General features: G+C 56.9%; 14 protein-coding genes. 7 read left to right on the top strand and 7 right to left on the bottom strand.

Annotation, left to right across the window (positions count from 1 at the left end):
* Window positions 1-83 precede the first annotated feature (83 nt).
* A complete protein-coding gene (locus tag GKIL_RS17700) occupies window positions 84-1,010 on the top strand; it encodes a tetratricopeptide repeat protein (protein WP_023175178.1) in 927 nt (308 codons plus the stop codon).
* A 2-nt stretch (window positions 1,011-1,012) separates the two neighbouring features.
* Here GKIL_RS17700 and GKIL_RS17695 read toward each other — a convergent pair whose 3' ends face one another.
* From GKIL_RS17695 to hemF, 3 genes are all read right to left on the bottom strand, one after another.
* Window positions 1,013-1,708, bottom strand: coding sequence for a cytochrome c biogenesis CcdA family protein (locus GKIL_RS17695; protein ID WP_023175177.1), 696 nt, complete (start codon window positions 1,706-1,708; stop codon window positions 1,013-1,015).
* Window positions 1,705-2,250, bottom strand: a complete 546-nt coding sequence (locus GKIL_RS17690) for a redoxin family protein (RefSeq protein ID WP_023175176.1) — start codon at window positions 2,248-2,250, stop codon at window positions 1,705-1,707. Before GKIL_RS17690 ends, GKIL_RS17695 begins: the two co-directional genes overlap by 4 nt.
* A gap of 90 nt (window positions 2,251-2,340) precedes the next feature.
* Window positions 2,341-3,318 carry an oxygen-dependent coproporphyrinogen oxidase gene (hemF, locus tag GKIL_RS17685; protein ID WP_245595862.1) on the bottom strand — a complete coding sequence of 326 codons (978 nt, stop codon included), beginning with the start codon at window positions 3,316-3,318 and terminating at the stop codon, window positions 2,341-2,343.
* A gap of 356 nt (window positions 3,319-3,674) precedes the next feature.
* Here hemF and GKIL_RS17680 point away from each other — a divergent pair, with 356 nt between their 5' ends.
* Window positions 3,675-4,304: a helix-turn-helix domain-containing protein gene (locus GKIL_RS17680; RefSeq protein ID WP_023175174.1), complete on the top strand. Its 630-nt coding sequence runs from the start codon at window positions 3,675-3,677 to the stop codon at window positions 4,302-4,304.
* A 116-nt stretch (window positions 4,305-4,420) separates the two neighbouring features.
* Entirely contained in the window at window positions 4,421-4,741 is a 321-nt protein-coding gene (locus GKIL_RS17675) for a hypothetical protein (protein WP_023175173.1), read from the top strand.
* On the opposite strand, the gene GKIL_RS17670 is transcribed toward GKIL_RS17675, so the two are convergent.
* From GKIL_RS17670 to GKIL_RS17660, 3 genes are all read right to left on the bottom strand, one after another.
* The gene (locus tag GKIL_RS17670) at window positions 4,730-6,097 is read right to left on the bottom strand and encodes an FAD-binding protein (RefSeq protein ID WP_051382855.1); all 1,368 of its coding nucleotides are present in this window, start codon (window positions 6,095-6,097) and stop codon (window positions 4,730-4,732) included. The genes GKIL_RS17675 and GKIL_RS17670 overlap by 12 nt on opposite strands.
* Window positions 6,098-6,140: 43 nt before the next feature.
* Window positions 6,141-7,901: a lactonase family protein gene (locus GKIL_RS17665; RefSeq protein ID WP_187293837.1), complete on the bottom strand. Its 1,761-nt coding sequence runs from the start codon at window positions 7,899-7,901 to the stop codon at window positions 6,141-6,143.
* A gap of 674 nt (window positions 7,902-8,575) precedes the next feature.
* Complete coding sequence (locus tag GKIL_RS17660) at window positions 8,576-9,181, bottom strand: tyrosine-type recombinase/integrase (RefSeq protein ID WP_023175170.1); 606 nt, start codon at window positions 9,179-9,181, stop codon at window positions 8,576-8,578.
* A gap of 558 nt (window positions 9,182-9,739) precedes the next feature.
* Between GKIL_RS17660 and GKIL_RS23835 the strand changes: the two genes are divergently transcribed.
* From GKIL_RS23835 to GKIL_RS17645, 3 genes are all read left to right on the top strand, one after another.
* Window positions 9,740-10,177, top strand: coding sequence for a cupin domain-containing protein (locus GKIL_RS23835; RefSeq protein ID WP_023175169.1), 438 nt, complete (start codon window positions 9,740-9,742; stop codon window positions 10,175-10,177).
* A 53-nt stretch (window positions 10,178-10,230) separates the two neighbouring features.
* The gene (locus tag GKIL_RS17655) at window positions 10,231-10,836 is read left to right on the top strand and encodes an MOSC domain-containing protein (RefSeq protein ID WP_023175168.1); all 606 of its coding nucleotides are present in this window, start codon (window positions 10,231-10,233) and stop codon (window positions 10,834-10,836) included.
* A 49-nt stretch (window positions 10,837-10,885) separates the two neighbouring features.
* Window positions 10,886-12,015, top strand: a protein-coding gene (locus GKIL_RS17645) for an IS3 family transposase (protein ID WP_144080304.1) whose coding sequence is annotated in 2 segments (ribosomal slippage) — window positions 10,886-11,138 and window positions 11,138-12,015 — 1,131 coding nt in all. Because the reading frame shifts where the segments join, the coding sequence is not laid out codon by codon here.
* A 27-nt stretch (window positions 12,016-12,042) separates the two neighbouring features.
* Here GKIL_RS17645 and GKIL_RS17640 read toward each other — a convergent pair.
* Window positions 12,043-14,073: an ATP-binding protein gene (locus tag GKIL_RS17640; RefSeq protein ID WP_041244041.1), complete on the bottom strand. Its 2,031-nt coding sequence runs from the start codon at window positions 14,071-14,073 to the stop codon at window positions 12,043-12,045.
* Window positions 14,074-14,445: 372 nt separating this feature from the next.
* Between GKIL_RS17640 and GKIL_RS25950 the strand changes: the two genes are divergently transcribed.
* Window positions 14,446-14,604, top strand: a complete 159-nt coding sequence (locus GKIL_RS25950; RefSeq protein ID WP_420841374.1) for a transposase — start codon at window positions 14,446-14,448, stop codon at window positions 14,602-14,604.
* Window positions 14,605-14,626: the final 22 nt, after the last annotated feature.

The raw sequence follows: 14,626 nt of genomic DNA, 5'->3' as shown, positions 1-14,626 counted from the left end.
TTTTGAAGGACACCTTCCGGCAAGTTTTTCCTGGGTGGGAAAGCGAGATTGCCGGTTACCTATCCTTATGGAGACCCCGCAAGATGACCCGTTCCCTGCCGCTCGGCATCAGCCTCGCTGCTCTGTTGCTGACCACTTATCCCTCCGGCCTGCTTCTGGCCCAGACGCCGCCCCTGCAGCAGCTTTTTAAGGACGCTTACGAACAGCAAAATAAAAAGAACTATCCCAAAGCGCTCCAGATCTGGGACCAACTGCTCGCCCAGTATCCCAACGAAGCCGCCGCCTACGTCAACCGGGCGCTCACCCGCTATTTTCTCAACGACCTGCGCGGTGCGGTCGATGATCTGAGCGCCGCCATCGCGCGCAAGGACGACTACGCGGACGCTTATTACAATCGCGGGGCAATCTTGAACTCCCTCAAGGAGTACGAACCTGCCCTCAAGGATTACGAAAAGTACATTAGCCTGGCACCCATCGACGATCCAAATCTGCCCCAGGTCCGCCAGACGGTCGCGGCTCTGCGCAAGAAAATTGGTCCCAACCAGCCTCCTGTCGTCGCGAGCAATCCGCCCCAGACCCCGCCGCCTGCCACCTCGACCCCCGCCGCCCAGACGACGAACCCGCCGCCCGCTGCCTCCCCTGCCCCCCCGGCGACAGCCGGCACACCGATCGCCTCCAGTTCCACCCCTGGCGAAAAGCTCGATCCGCAAAGGCTCCTGGCCACCCAGGCACCGACAGAATTGCCGCCCGGCGTCTACTCGCTGGGCAAAATTGCAGGCTATGACGCCACCACCGACGATCTGCTGCTCGGGGTCAAATTGAGCGTCCAGCGCAAATTGCTCAAACCCTCCGACGCGGTCTACAAGCAGGCCCAGAATCTGGTCGTGCTCATGCAGCGCGGGGCTACGGTCGATCAGGCCACCAGGCGCTCCGGCCTCGGTAAGCAGAGCATGATCCGTCTGGCCTGGCGCGGTGCCGCTTACCGCACCTACAAGGTCTTTATCAAATAAAACTACAGAGGCGAGCCGGGAAACAGGGGGGCGAGCCACAGTTGCAACTGGTTGTCCCAGCCGAGCAAGATCGCTATCGCCGCTAGGGCGATGCAGGTGCCGCCGATGCGCTGCAACTTTTCGGTGTGCCCTTTGAGCAGTTGCAGGCGCTCCACCAGGCCCTTCGAGCCGTAGGCGAAGGCGAGCATCGGCACAGCTGCCCCGAGGGCGTAGACGAGGAGGGCGAGAAACGCAGAAGCAGCCTGCCCGGTTATCGAAAGGGCGAGAATCGAGCCTAAGATGGGCCCAGCGCAGGGAACCCAGACAAGGCCCAGCTGAGAACCCACCAGAAATTCGGCGCTGAGGCTGTCATTTTCGGTCAACCTCTCGAACCAGCCCGGCAGGCGCAGGCTGCTCGCCCAGCCAAAGAGCCGATGGCCAAAGGCCGGAAAGGCGGAGGCGAGCCCTAAAAGCAGCAAAGCGAGCAGGGCAAACAGGCGCAAACCACTGCTGAGCGGCCCGAGCAGTGGCCCTGTGAGGCTCAATAGACTGCCCGTCAGGGCAAAGACCAGCGCCAGTCCAGTGACCAGCGCCAGCGGTCCGAGGCGATGGCTGCGCAGCGAGCGGCCCACCAGAATCGGCAGGATGGGCAGGATGCACGGCGAGAGAACCGTAGCGATTCCGGCGACAAAGGCCAGTCCCAGCAGAGAAGGGCTCATGCTTTTTCGGCCAACAGTTGCCGGACGACCTGTTCGTTGCGCTCGTAAGCACCCTCGCCGATGTGGTCGTAGCGCAGGCGGCCCCCACGATCGGCGATGAACAGGTGCGGCCAGTACTCGTTGTCGTAAGCCCGCCAGGTCTTGTACTCGTTATCGACGGCCACCCGGTAGGGAATGCCGTGTCTGGCAATCGCGGCGCGAATGTTGCCGATGTCGTGCTCGTAGGCAAATTCGGGCGTGTGGACACCGATAATCGTCAAGCCCTGGGCGGCGTACTTGCGGTGCAGGTCGATCACCGAGGGCAGGGTGCGCTGGCAGTTGATGCAGGCAAAAGTCCAGATATGCACGGCGACCACTCTGCCGCGCTGCGCCTCCACCGTGGTCGCTTCCCCGCCCAGCCAGGTCTCGATACCCTGAAATTCGGGCAGCGGTTTGCCGTTATCCAGCGCCAGCGCCCGGCCCGCGAGCGCCAGTAGCCCCGCCCCTGCGGCTGCCCCCAAAAGCCCCCCCTCCAGAATCTTCCGACGAGAAAGTGGTTGCATCTTTTTTTCTCCCTTGCAGCGCATTCAACTGAAATACGCACCATGGAGGTGAACAGATTGCTAGAAATAGAACCTCCAGATCCTGACCGGTCAGACCCAGTTGCGGGGAGAACGAAGTGTGCTGCGCAGGGCGGCCTCCTGGCTACCCGGAGCGGGTTCGTCGTCGTACTGCCAGTTGGCGGCGGCGGGCATACAGTTAAGAACGCTGTGGGGGCGGACCAGTCCGGTCTGCAGGCCAAAGCGGGTGCCGCGATCGATGCCCACGATAAATTCGACGTAGCGGCCCCGGTGCAGGCGGTGCCAGTACTTTTGTTCGTCGGTGTAGGGCGTGTCCTTGCGCCGCTCGACGATGGGCAGATAGGCAGGGACGAACGCTTCGGAGCACTCGCGCACGAAGGCAAACAGCTCTTCCCAGCTGCGGTCTTTGAGGTAGTCGAAGAAGATGCCTCCCACCCCCCGGCACTCGCCGCGATGGGGGAGATAAAAGTACTCGTCGCACCACTTTTTGAAGCGCGGGTAATAGCTCGGATCGTAGCGGTCGCAGACGTCCTTGTGGACCTTGTGGAAGTGAACTGCATCTTCTTCGAATAGATAGGCCGGGGTCAGATCGCCGCCGCCACCGAACCACCAGGAGCCAGGTTCTGACCCGTCACCCATCTCGAAGTAACGGTAGTTGACGTGGGCGGTGGGTACCATCGGGTTGCGCGGATGCATGACAAAACTGGTGCTGACGGCATAAAAGCGCTGTTGCTCGCCCTCCGCTGCCGGTGCAGACGGCTGCGATTGGGGGACGACATCGGCCCCCCTGAAGGTCATGCCAGGCGGTAAAACCACTTCGAGGGCTGCGTAGTTGACCCCGACTTTTTCGAAGACGTTGCCCTCTAAAAGCGTCCGGTCGGTGTAGACGCCCTCTCCCTCGTCACCGGCAAGCCAGCCGCCGCTATGGTCGCGGGACCAGACAAATTCGTCGAAGCGCCTGCCATCGATCCGCTCGATCGCCTCGCAGGTGCGATCGAACATCGTGCGCAGCACCTCCTCGACGCGCCCGCGCTGCGTCGTGGCCTGCACTACCGGTCTTGCTCTCAACTCATGCACCACCATATTTCCTCGCAGGCGTGAAAGATCGAGACAACCCTAGCGCACTTGTCTTTTAATTTATGGTAATACAGTACACATAACTGCAGAAGAAAGTCCAACAAATATTGGTCGTGCTGTATACATCTTGAAAGAAGAAGCCTGTGATAAGTTGACGAGCAATCATAATCGCTGATCTACTTCTTTAACTAGCCAGTGAACGCGATCAAGATCGCTTCAAAATTCGGCTTATGCGATCAGTAATACATCAAAAGATGAAGGCGAATGGCAAGTTGGTTTGAGAGTATAGACCCGTTGAACCGATTACCAGATTCAGGGGAGAACACGAGATGAATATGGGAGAGAGCGAGTGCGTGGGCATCGGGGACATCCAGATGTCCGATCTGATGAATATGACCGATTCTAAGGCACTCGCCATGTTCAAAAACCGCTTCAAAGCTTTTCGGACTCTGGCGGACAAGATCGGTGAAGACGCTGCCTTCGAGAAGATGATGCAGGGTTATCCGGAGCAGCAAAAAGCGTTCATGGGAGCGTTCATCGATCACACAACGATGGCCGCCGGATTCAACGAGGCAAAACCCGTATTTCGGCTGATGGGTTTTGAGATGGACGTCTTAGATGTCTCCCAGGGTGACACGGACGCCGTTCTTGAGATTCAGCACGTCTGCCCGGTTCTCTCTATCTACCGCGATTACGGCCTGAGCAGCCCCTGCCTGGTGCTCTGCGAGATGGAACAGGAAGCCGTCCGGCGCGCTTATCCGCAGATGAAGGCGGCAATCTTAAGCAGCAAGGCGAAGGGCGACTGCGTGTGCGTCTTCAAATACGAAAGACCGGCGGCGGTGAGGGTTGCCCGCCCATCGGTCCAGCGCACGCGCCTGCAGGATCTGCTCAAGATATTGCCAAAATTTATTAAGATCGGCATCAACGTTTTTGCTGCCAGACTGGGCAAGAAAACTTGAGAAGCTTCTCCAAAACTAATTTTCAGCATCTTCCGATGGAATTTTGGCAAGCGAGATAACAATACAAATCAGAAAAGTTCAAAAATCCTTTGCGGCCAATCGACGAGGGAAAGGCGATGGGTGAACAGGAGTCTTCAGCCAGTACACAGCCGGCGGGTTGCCTGACAAGCGCGATCGAACTGATCGGCGACAACCACCGGCGCGGCCAGCTTCGCCTCGACCACCGCGATTACAAGGCTGGAACCCTCCAGGCTTATGTGGCCGAAGTGCAACTGGTGATGGTTTTGCAAGCCCGCAAACTGATCGCCGATCTCTCGGGCATCGCCGGCAAAGACAGTGAGCACCTGCGCTTTCTTGAGCACGTGCAGCGAACCGAAGAAGTTGCCCTCTCAAGAAACCTCTATCATCTCTATTCCCATAAACCTTTAGAAAGTTGAGAAGGGCGACTGCAGCACCGAAAAGGGATCATATTTTTGCTTGAGGGCTTTGATCGTCTGCCAGTATTCGCCGAAGTGATGGTGCCATTGGGCGCTGTCAAACTGCAGCTGGCCAATCAAGTAGCGCCTGCCGCCCAGCTCAAGGCCCGCATTGCTGATTTGATTCAGCCCTTTTAAGACAAAATCGAGATGGGCAGCCGGGATTGTCGGATAGACACCGAAACCGACGACGAATTCTTCTTCTGGAAGGCGAATCAGGGGCAGGGAGATGCGGCTTTTTTGAAGGCAGAAAGCCCCCATCGGCGTTCTGGTAAAGTCCAAAAAAGTTGTAATCTGCTCCAAAGCCAGTTTGATGTACTGCGTTGCAGGATTTGCACTCAGAAACATGTCCATCCAGGGATTGGCGGTACCCGGCGAGGTGTCGAAGGGGATGGCGGGCAAAATGAACTCCTCGAAGGGCAGATCTTCTGTCCAGACCCGGCGGTAGAAGTGCAGGCCCGCGAGCAATTGCCCATCGTCGAGGGCGTCGAGGTTCTCGTACTCGACGGTGATCTGCAGAGAATAAAACCAGCCCACCAGCGGGCGCAGGCCGCCCGAGCGCGCCAGCCCCTGGATATTGACGGCGGGCACGGCCACCAGATAATCGACGCGCTCTTCGCTGGTGAGCGTCTTCATGTCGGCCACCAGCGCATCGAGGTCGTCGTAGAGCAGCGTGTAGGTGCGCGTCTGGGGAGGGCACTTTCTCAGGCGATGCTGCACCTGGCTGATGATCCCGAAGTGGCCAAAGCCGCCCAGGACGTGCTCGAACAGTTCGCGATTTTCGGCGTGCGAGCAGCGGACGATCTCGCCTTCACCGGTGACCACCTCCAGGCCCGTACAGTTGTCTGCCTGGCTGCCGAAACGGAAGGAAGAGGCTCCCATGCCGCCGGTGGAGTGGGTGCCACCGACCGAGACATCGGCGTAGTTGGTGACCACCGGCGGGCAGAGTTGCTGGGGAAGGGCAGCGTTCAACACCTGCCGCCAGGTTGTCCCGGCAGCAGCTGTAAAGAATAGTCCATTTTTTTGCTCAATCTTTTGCAGCGTATTGTACTGGCTCATATCGAGCAGAATGCCATCCTGGTTCAGGCACTGGCCGCCCAGGGAGTGGCCCTGAGCCCGGCAGGTGATCGTGAGCTGCTGCTCGCGGGCATAGCGGACCACCTGGGCGATGTCGGCGCTATCCAGGGGGCGGACGCGGACGCGGGGCAGCCGGTGGACGATGCCGCCAAAGTCGCGGCTGACCGCTTCAAGGTCGGCGTCGAGGCTGAGCACCTCGCCCGCGACGGTGGGCTTGAGATCGAAGACGATATTCTGCACGGTCGTATTCCTCTGGCGGGCAGGTGTGTGCTTCAGGGCGCAGTTAGTAGGCGGCGAGGCCATTGAGGCCGGGCAGGGGCAGGCCACCCACCTGGCTAATCTGGCTGAGGCTGCCGTCGGCGTTGACCGCGTAGCCGAAGATCGTGCCGCTCAGGGAGTTGAGCGTATAGAGGTAGTGGTAGTCGCTGCTGAAGGCCAGATCCCGAGGCTTGGTGCTGGGACCGGTAACGGCGGTGATGCCGTCGCTCGGGTTGAGCAGGGCGAGCACGCCGTCGCTACTGAGGCTGTAGCCTGAGATGTTGCCGTCGTTGGTGTTGGTGACGTAGGCGTACCGGTCGTCGCCAGTGATTACCACCCAGCAGGTGGCCGTGTTCAAGGTCGGGATCGAGCCGCTCACCAGGGTAAAGTGACCGTCGGGCGACGCCTTGAACGAAGAAGCACCCCCCGCCTTGCTGGCGTCGTTGAAGTCGTCGGTGACCAGCAGCAGTCCCTTGCTGTTGAAGGCCAGCGAGAAGGGAAAGGTGCCGCTGATCGCCGGAGAGACGATGGGCGCGCTGGGCAGGCCGTTGCTGCCGACGGTATAGGAGGTGATGACGCTGGTTGCCTTCTCGGTGACGGCGAGCAGTGTGCCACTGGGATTGAATCCTACCTGGCCGGGGTTGGACCCGCAGGCGCTGAGGGGACGGGAGGAGTTGAGCAAAGGCGACAGGTGGCCGTCCGGGAAGACCGTGAAGCCGGTAATCCCGCCACAATCGTCTCCCTCACCTTCGCCCCCGCCGCCTTCCTCGCGCTGGTAGTTGAGCACGTAGAGCAGTTTGCCACGCAGGGTGAGGCTGATCGGGCTGGTGCCGCCGGAGCTGATGCGCTGGATGAGCGAAAGACCGCGCCTGCCGACTTTGAGGACAGAAATATCGTTGCTGCCGGCGTTGACCGCGTAGAGGTACTTTTTGTCGGGGCTCAACTGCAGCGCTCCCTGCGAACCGAGCCCTTCGCCGTCGGTGCCGTCGCCGATACCCAGGCCGCCGGTGGCAAAGCTGCCGGCGGGAATCAACGCGCCCGTGTCCGTCCGGTCATAGGCAGCGATATAGTTGCCGGATGCCTCGTTGGTGAGGGCGTAGACCGCACCGGCAATCCTGGGTTTGGTAGTCGTCAGGCTCAAGGCGTTGATCGAAATCGGATGCAGGCCGCTGACTTTGGGATCGATGTCGAAGACGATCTTGGCAATCTGGGCTTTTTTGGAGAGGACGCCAAAAAACGTCGCGGAGTTGTCGAGAGCCCGCGAGCTTGTCCCTGGCGATGTCAGGGTTCCCAGAAGCCGGTTGCGCTTGTCGAAGACCTGGAAGGTACCCGTGTAGGGGCAGGTGCTCGGGCACTCGTCGTCGGGTTGCAGCTGGGCACCGACGCCGTAGACGGGTTGTGCGAAGGTGATCGTGATCGGGCTCGGGTTTTCGAGCCCCGGAAAAGCCGGGTTCTCGCCGCCGGTAAACAAAATAAAGTCTCCGTCGGCAAAGGCGGTCGCAGGCAGAGGCTCCGGTCCCGTCTGAAAGACGTAGGGAGGTGTGTCCGACACCTTGAAGATGCTCACACTCAGCGCCGTCCCCCCAGGGGAGACGACCGAAAAATCGTAGGGAACAGCCGTAAACGGTGGCCCAACGATCGACCAATCGACCGAATCGTTGGCTCCAAGAGCACTGCGGCCATTGATAAAACCGATACTCGCACCGGCTGGGGCGGCAGCGCTCACTTTTGCAGAAGCTCTCAAAGCAGGACGGGCCGATGCACTCTGAACCGCAACGGTCGTCAAGATCGCACTCACTATTGCTGTCAATAACCTGCGCATGTCTTTTTTCTCCAAACATCAAATTCAGGGGGACAACAGACTGAATTCGCTGCGCAGCAACCCACTGTCGCTGCAGCAAAGGCTGGCCACCACCAGGACACTTCAATTGTCAGAGCACACAAACTGAATATCAGCTAGGAGCTGACGCCAGCAGAGCCATTTTTCAGGACTTGCTAAACTGGCTCGATGACCTGCAGGCCCCAGCTCAACCTGATTTGGAGAGCTGATAGCTGAGGCAACTTGCCAGATACAAGCTGACAAAAATCAAAGACAGATAGAAAAGAACAAACAATCGAACGAGCATCAAACTGGCTCGAGCGCGTCGATTCTTCTGCTATCGGGGAGGATGGCTATCTTTTATCACTTTATAAGAGCATTCTCATGTAGCCTGAGCGACAAAATTAAAGTTTCTAAGACCGTCAAAAGTAATTTGCGGAGATTGGGCAACCGCAATTGGGACAGGTTGGCTCCTGTAGCGGTTCGGGTAGCTTCCCTTGGCGCAGTAAATTTTGCGCGGACTTTAGATTATGTGCGGACAGACAAGCTCCCTGACCCGTAGTCGCGCATTAAAAATATTATGTGCAAACTACCTGCATCTCCTAAAATTGCGTTACCCATTCATTATGTGCAATCTGAGTCTAGAGCAGCTGGATGGCCGCCGTCACCTGCTCGTCGCTCACTTCGATGTAGCGCTGCAGGGCAGCGAGGCTGCGATGGCCGGAGATGCGCTGGATTGTCCGCAGGCCGACGCCCATCGCGTGCAACCGGGTAATCGCAGTGCGCCGGAGACTGTGGGTGCTCGCCCCCTGGATGCGGCAGGTGCGAAAGGCGCTGCGGAAGGCATAATCGACGGTCCGCCGGAGCATGGCGGTACCGGGCATGCTGCTCTCAAAGACGTAGACGCCGCCTGGGGCAAAGCTTTCGAGGCTGGCTCGCAATACAGGATGCACAGGAATCGAGCGCGTCGAGATGCCGCCTTTGGTGCTCGCCCGCCGGAAGGTGATCACCTCCTGCACAGCGTAGCGCACCCGGCTTTTTTTGCCGCTGGTGCGCACCTGGCCATCGTCGCCTAGAGCATAAACGTCGGCGGTGCGCAGCGAGCAGGCTTCGCTCACCCGGCAGCCAGTGTAGAGCATCGTCAGAAAAATCGCCTGATAGCGGGAGTCGGTGAGTCCTTTTTTGAGCAGCAGCTGGATCTCCTTTTCGGTGAACACTTTGGCCTGGCCGTGGCGATTGATCTTCAAGATTTCCTCTTTTTGCTATTTTTCGCAGTTTCAGGATATCAGAAATCGCCCCTGTTTCCAAAACCCGCTCTGGCAGCCTGTTTCAGCTGCTATTTCCCGAATGTGTAATTTCAGGAAATGCTAAATTCGCTCTAACACAGGCACAGTAAGGATTTTACCTGTTTAACTACTCCGAAGTAGCCTAGGCCGCAGCACGAGGAGAGCTTAAACGATGCTCACGCTACGCCTGCAGAGACTTACCGGGATTTTTGGAGCCCGATGATCTCGTTGACGTCTTTATCTCATCCTGGCAAAGTTCCAAATCCTTCTTATACCCCTGCTCCGCGCCGAAGGCCACTGTAGGTCTATGCCCTTTAGTCTGGGATACTATAAGTACATATGTCTAGACATGTAGAATTAAAGATGGTAGAGTGCATGAGTCGTTTGGATGTTTGTAGATTGATGCACCAACCGTCATGATTGGTGAAAAGGCAGCGGATTTAATTAAGGCAAATTGCAGCACCCGACAAACCCTTCTTCCTCAGTCACAACAGCTAATTCATCAGTTGGAGTAATACCATGCCGCAAACTCTCTGGTTTCTGGGCAGTCGTCTCACTATTCTTGCTGATCACACGACAACCGGCGGTCAGTACGACCTGATCGAAGGCTACAACCCTGCGGGCATACTAACACCCCTCCATCGTCACACGCGCTATTCCGAACAGTTATACGTGCTAGAAGGGGAGCTCACAGTCTGGGCTGCTCAGAACAAGGTGCTACTTACCCCTGGTGAAAGCTTTCTGATCTCTCCTGGCATTCCTCACGCTGTTGGCGTGTTGAGCGATAAACCAGCGCGTGCATTGGTCGTTGCTGCACCCAGCGCTTTTGCTCGGTTGATTGCAGCAACTGGTACGGTGGATGAGACAGGACCAGTAGATCTGGAGTTGGTTGGACGCATCGCTGCTGAGATCGGTGACGAGCTTTTAGGTCCTCCTGGAACGCTACCCTCTGCATGACCAGTGTTGGTGATTTGTATGTCTTTTAAGCGCTCGAAACTTTAGGGCCGAGTATGAAACTTATCTCTGTCAACGTTGGATTGCCACGTGAAGTAGAGTGGAAAGGAAAAATCATCAGCACTGGAATTTTCAAAGAACCAGTCGGCAATCGAGTGATGGTGCGAGCGCTCAACTTAGATGGCGATGGACAGGCCGATCTCACTGTTCATGGAGGATTAGACAAAGCGGTTTATGTTTATCCGTTTGAACATTATGATTACTGGCGCAGTGAATTGCCCGATATAGAGTTGACGTTGGGCATGTTTGGCGAAAATTTCACGACCACTGGACTAAAAGAAGATGAACTGAACATTGGCGATCGTTTCCAGATCGGGACTGTAGAGTTGATGGTGACACAGCCGCGCCTGCCCTGCTACAAACTGGGAATTCGGTTTGGGCAAGCAGATATGGTAAAACGCTTTCTTGCCAGTCGTCGCACCGGATTCTATTTCCGCGTGCTGCAGGAGGGCGAAGTCGGAACTGGAGACATCCTTGAGCCAGTGAGCCGGGATGACAACAACATTACCGTTGCTGACATCACTCAACTCTATGTACGTGAGCACGATAACCCAGAATTACTGCACCGTGCGGCTCAACTTGACGTGCAACCGCTAAAGTGAACCGCGTAGAATGTGAGTCTTCCAGCCGACACCACTGACGAGGAAGACCATGAAGAAAAGCCGTTTCACGACTGAACAGATCATTGCCATCCTGGGTGAGGGGCAGGCCGGTGCTAACGTGGCAGAGCTATGCCGCAGACACGGTATCAGCGAGCAGACCTACTATCGCTGGAAGGCCAAGTACGGTGGAATGGAAATCTCTGAAGCTCAGCGCCTGAAGGATCTCGAAGCAGAAAACCGCAAACTCAAGCAGATCGTCGCCGACCAAGCTCTCGACCTTCATGCCCTCAAGGCGGTGCTGTCAAAAAAATTCTAACCCCAGCAGCCAAACGCCAGGCTGCCGCCTACCTGCAAGCCGACCTGCAGGTTTCCCAGAGGCGAGCCTGTCGGTTGCTGGGGTTGCACCGCTCCACCGCCCGGTTAGTCGGTCATCGCACTGAAGATCCCGTGTTGCTAGCACGGCTGAAGCAGTTGGCTGCCGAACGTCCGCGTTATGGCTATCGACGGCTGACACTGCTGCTGAGAAGGGAAGGCAGGCTGGTCAACGCCAAGAAAATCTACCGACTGTGCACCAAGGAGGGATTGCTGGTGCGCCCAAAAAAGCGTAAACCCCGCTTCCGACCGTCTGGGAGGCCGGAAGCACCGGCTTTAGAACGCCCTAACCAGCTATGGAGCCTGGACTTTGTCGAGGATGCCCTGGCCGACGGACGCAAACTGCGGACCTTGACGATCATCGATGTCTACAGCCGGGAGTGCCCACAAATTGAAGTCGATACCTCCCTGCCCTCAGCGCGGGTGGTGCGGGTGCTGGAAACCCTGGCGGCCCAGCGGCAGTTGCCGGAACGATTGCTGGTTGATAATGGGCCGGAGTTCGTCTGTCGAGCACTGGCGGAGTGGGCAACGCGGCGTGGGGTGCTCATCGCCTTCACTCGTCCGGGCAAGCCAACGGACAAGCCGCACATCGAGAGCTTTAATGGGAAATTTCGGGATGAATGTCTTAATGCCCACTACTTCTTGAGCGTGCCGGATGCCAGACGAATCGTCGAGGCTTGGCGGCTGGATTACAATCACTACCGTCCGCACAGTGCCCTGGCAGGAGCAACGCCGATGGAGTTTTTGCAACAGGTGAATGCCATCGCGGCTCCGCTGTCGCCGCAACGGCATCCACCTGTACGATAAGGAAAACCAAGCTGGAAACTCACATTCTCAGCGGATCATTATTCGGGGCCAAGTCATTTGAGCAGCTTGTAGTGCAGCAGTTGTGACCAAATATGTTTCGTGCTTTGACACTGAATTAAGCAGACTCATCTGCACGAGCGCATTTGTTTGGTCGCTAGATTCATTTTTTTGGCGAGCGTAGGCGATTCCTTGCATAACTGTTAATAACTTATGATTAACTAATAGTGCGATTAGTTCGCCTGGAATTCTACTAGATAGCGTACTGATACTCGACACACATAAAGCACATAGTATCTCTTGACTAAGATGCGAAATGCGTAGTCCTTGTGCTACCTCTGTTTCTCCTACCTGGCCAAACTTGTTCCAGGCACGCTGCACATCGCCAAGGAATCCCGAGTAGCTGCCCTCCACTGCCAGACTTGCTTTTCTCCACTCGTCACAGATAAGTTTTAGAAAGTCCTGCGGGGATGCTCCCTGTTCTTCCAAATGCACGCCAAAATACTGCACTAAGTACACAGGAGTATCCCTCGGCTCTAACTCTCTAGTCTTCAACTCTTTTAATGTTATGTTCCCCCACTCCACAAATCTCTCGCTCCCTTCCCGTCGTTTTGATTTCTGCAATTTGTCCCGGAAGTGATAACCTAGTCTCGAGTGGTTAAAGACGTATCCCTGTACCTCTCCATCACCGACCACAAAGCGCGCTAGGGGTTCTAGTGATCCATCGAGTGTCCATTCGTCCAGATCACAGTTATCCGGTAGGAGCCGGAAGAGATCTCTGCGCATGAGGGGACCGAAAGCACAGGCAAACAGATTGAGCAACGTTCGTACCCCTAGCTCTTTAAGGGGTGCCTCTTTACCCCATAAACTGCGCTGGTCTTGCCACCAGCGCTCGAAATAGCCTTTTAGACCCGGTGGTATATGCTCCAGATCCTCTGGTTGCAAGTGCGATGCCGCCTCGCCCCGCTTCCATATCTCATCTACATACAGCCGCACAAGCAGTGGATCCCCCTCGCTCAGCCGGTACAACTGCCGAACGATGTCCACCCGACTGCCCACGACATCGAGCGGGCAGCCCATTTTGGATAACACATCCTTGATTCCTGATTCGTCCAGGGGTTCCACTTCTTTACCCCGTGCTAGTTGGGGCGAGGTCCATCCCAGCCGTGTCAACCACCCTCTTGTATTGGTGTCTCCCGCCATGAACCGGGCAGATACGATCACCCGCACACCTTTTTTAGGAGAGGTAGAGAACAAGCCCCAATCCACCTCCAGGTTCGCCGCTTCGTCTAAACCATCCAGAACCAGCAGCAGTTGTCGTCCATCTGGCAATGGCCTGCGCAGATAGTCTGCCATCAGGCTCTTCCACACCGGCACTGAGTTACTGGTGGTGGGCACGTCCTCTCCATGCAGAACGGCTAGCCGGGCGGCGGCGGCGGCGAAGAAGACCTCGGAACGGTTGGTGCCGTAACGGATGCTCACGGGCACAAACACCACCGCCACATCCCGCCGTTTCGCCAGCCGAGCACACCAGTGGACCAGCAGTGCCGACTTGCCTCGACCGGCTGGGGCAGCCAGCAACAGGTAAGGAGGAGTGTTTTGCGTTTCCGCCAGCCAGTGATCGAGATAGTCGAGGTCGTGTTGTCTGCCTCCGAAGGGAACAGGTTCCTGTGGTGTGCCCAGGTAAGCTTTCAAGAAATTACCGATGGGCGTCGAGTAGTCGGTGGGCAGCCGGTCGATGCCGCGTACCAGCAAGTTCACGATTTTGTCGTTGCCCGTGATGATGACCGAATTTGTAACGTCTCCATTGGCCTTCACACTTCCGGCTTGAGGAGTAACCGCATCCTCGAAGCTGCTCTCGAGCGTGTCAAGTTTTTTCGCTACCTGCTCCAGGTCACACCCTCCTGAACTTCTGGCCCATTCCACCAATGCAGTGACCCGGTCACCATGCGTAGCAGTATTTCGTGGCATTACGTGGTTAGGGATTTCCAATCGCAGGAGCAACTGGTCGAGTTGTTGAGGGAGCAAGCGGTTGAGCCGGTTGAGGAGTTCAGCGTCCAAGGGCGTCAGCAAATCAGGCTTTCGCTGTTATCCTACGCTCGAAATCATCTTCTCATGCACTTTTCCCCGCTGATAACCGTTCCCGTTCCAGCCAAAGGTTGAAAGATAAGTTGCGATCCAGGCTGAAGGCGGCTCACCAGGAGTAGTTCCACTCACACTTGCTGCCGGGTGCAGGATCTAAACGCGAAGTTATACTTGGGTGACACGCAGCAAGTCCTTGCTTGGGAAAAGCACTCAAGAGACGGGGCTGCTGGCAACGTTGAACAGCAGTGCCACCGGGCGCGGGAGTAATTCTAGTGACTGGACTGAACCCTTATAGTGAGACAGTTTTCTCAGCCTTCTTCAGTGGGTCAAACCACGGAGAAGTAACACATGTCCAAAACCCGTCGTTCTTTCAATCCTGAGTTCAAACTACAGATTGTTCGAGAAGTAGAGGCTGGTAGCACTGTCGCCCAGGTCGCCAGATTCCACGCTCTCCATCCCAATCTTGTTACCCATTGGTGCACGCAATACCGCAACAATCCCCAATAGGCATTCCTGCGAAACAGTACGA

The organism is Gloeobacter kilaueensis JS1, assembly GCF_000484535.1.
GTDB lineage: Bacteria > Cyanobacteriota > Cyanobacteriia > Gloeobacterales > Gloeobacteraceae > Gloeobacter > Gloeobacter kilaueensis.
The sequence above is the reverse complement of the archived record's forward strand: the minus strand, read 5'-3'. Positions and strand labels throughout refer to the sequence as shown.

Bases quoted from the DNA above. Each gene is read 5' to 3' on its own strand.
- GKIL_RS17690 (WP_023175176.1), bottom strand. From the start codon at position 2,250: ATGCAACCACTTTCTCGTCGGAAGATTCTGGAGGGGGGGCTTTTGGGG.
- GKIL_RS17655 (WP_023175168.1), top strand. From the start codon at position 10,231: ATGAAACTTATCTCTGTCAACGTTGGATTGCCACGTGAAGTAGAGTGG.
- GKIL_RS25950 (WP_420841374.1), top strand. From the start codon at position 14,446: ATGTCCAAAACCCGTCGTTCTTTCAATCCTGAGTTCAAACTACAGATT.
- GKIL_RS17695 (WP_023175177.1), bottom strand. From the start codon at position 1,708: ATGAGCCCTTCTCTGCTGGGACTGGCCTTTGTCGCCGGAATCGCTACG.
- GKIL_RS17675 (WP_023175173.1), top strand. From the start codon at position 4,421: ATGGGTGAACAGGAGTCTTCAGCCAGTACACAGCCGGCGGGTTGCCTG.
- GKIL_RS23835 (WP_023175169.1), top strand. From the start codon at position 9,740: ATGCCGCAAACTCTCTGGTTTCTGGGCAGTCGTCTCACTATTCTTGCT.
- GKIL_RS17680 (WP_023175174.1), top strand. From the start codon at position 3,675: ATGAATATGGGAGAGAGCGAGTGCGTGGGCATCGGGGACATCCAGATG.
- GKIL_RS17700 (WP_023175178.1), top strand. From the start codon at position 84: ATGACCCGTTCCCTGCCGCTCGGCATCAGCCTCGCTGCTCTGTTGCTG.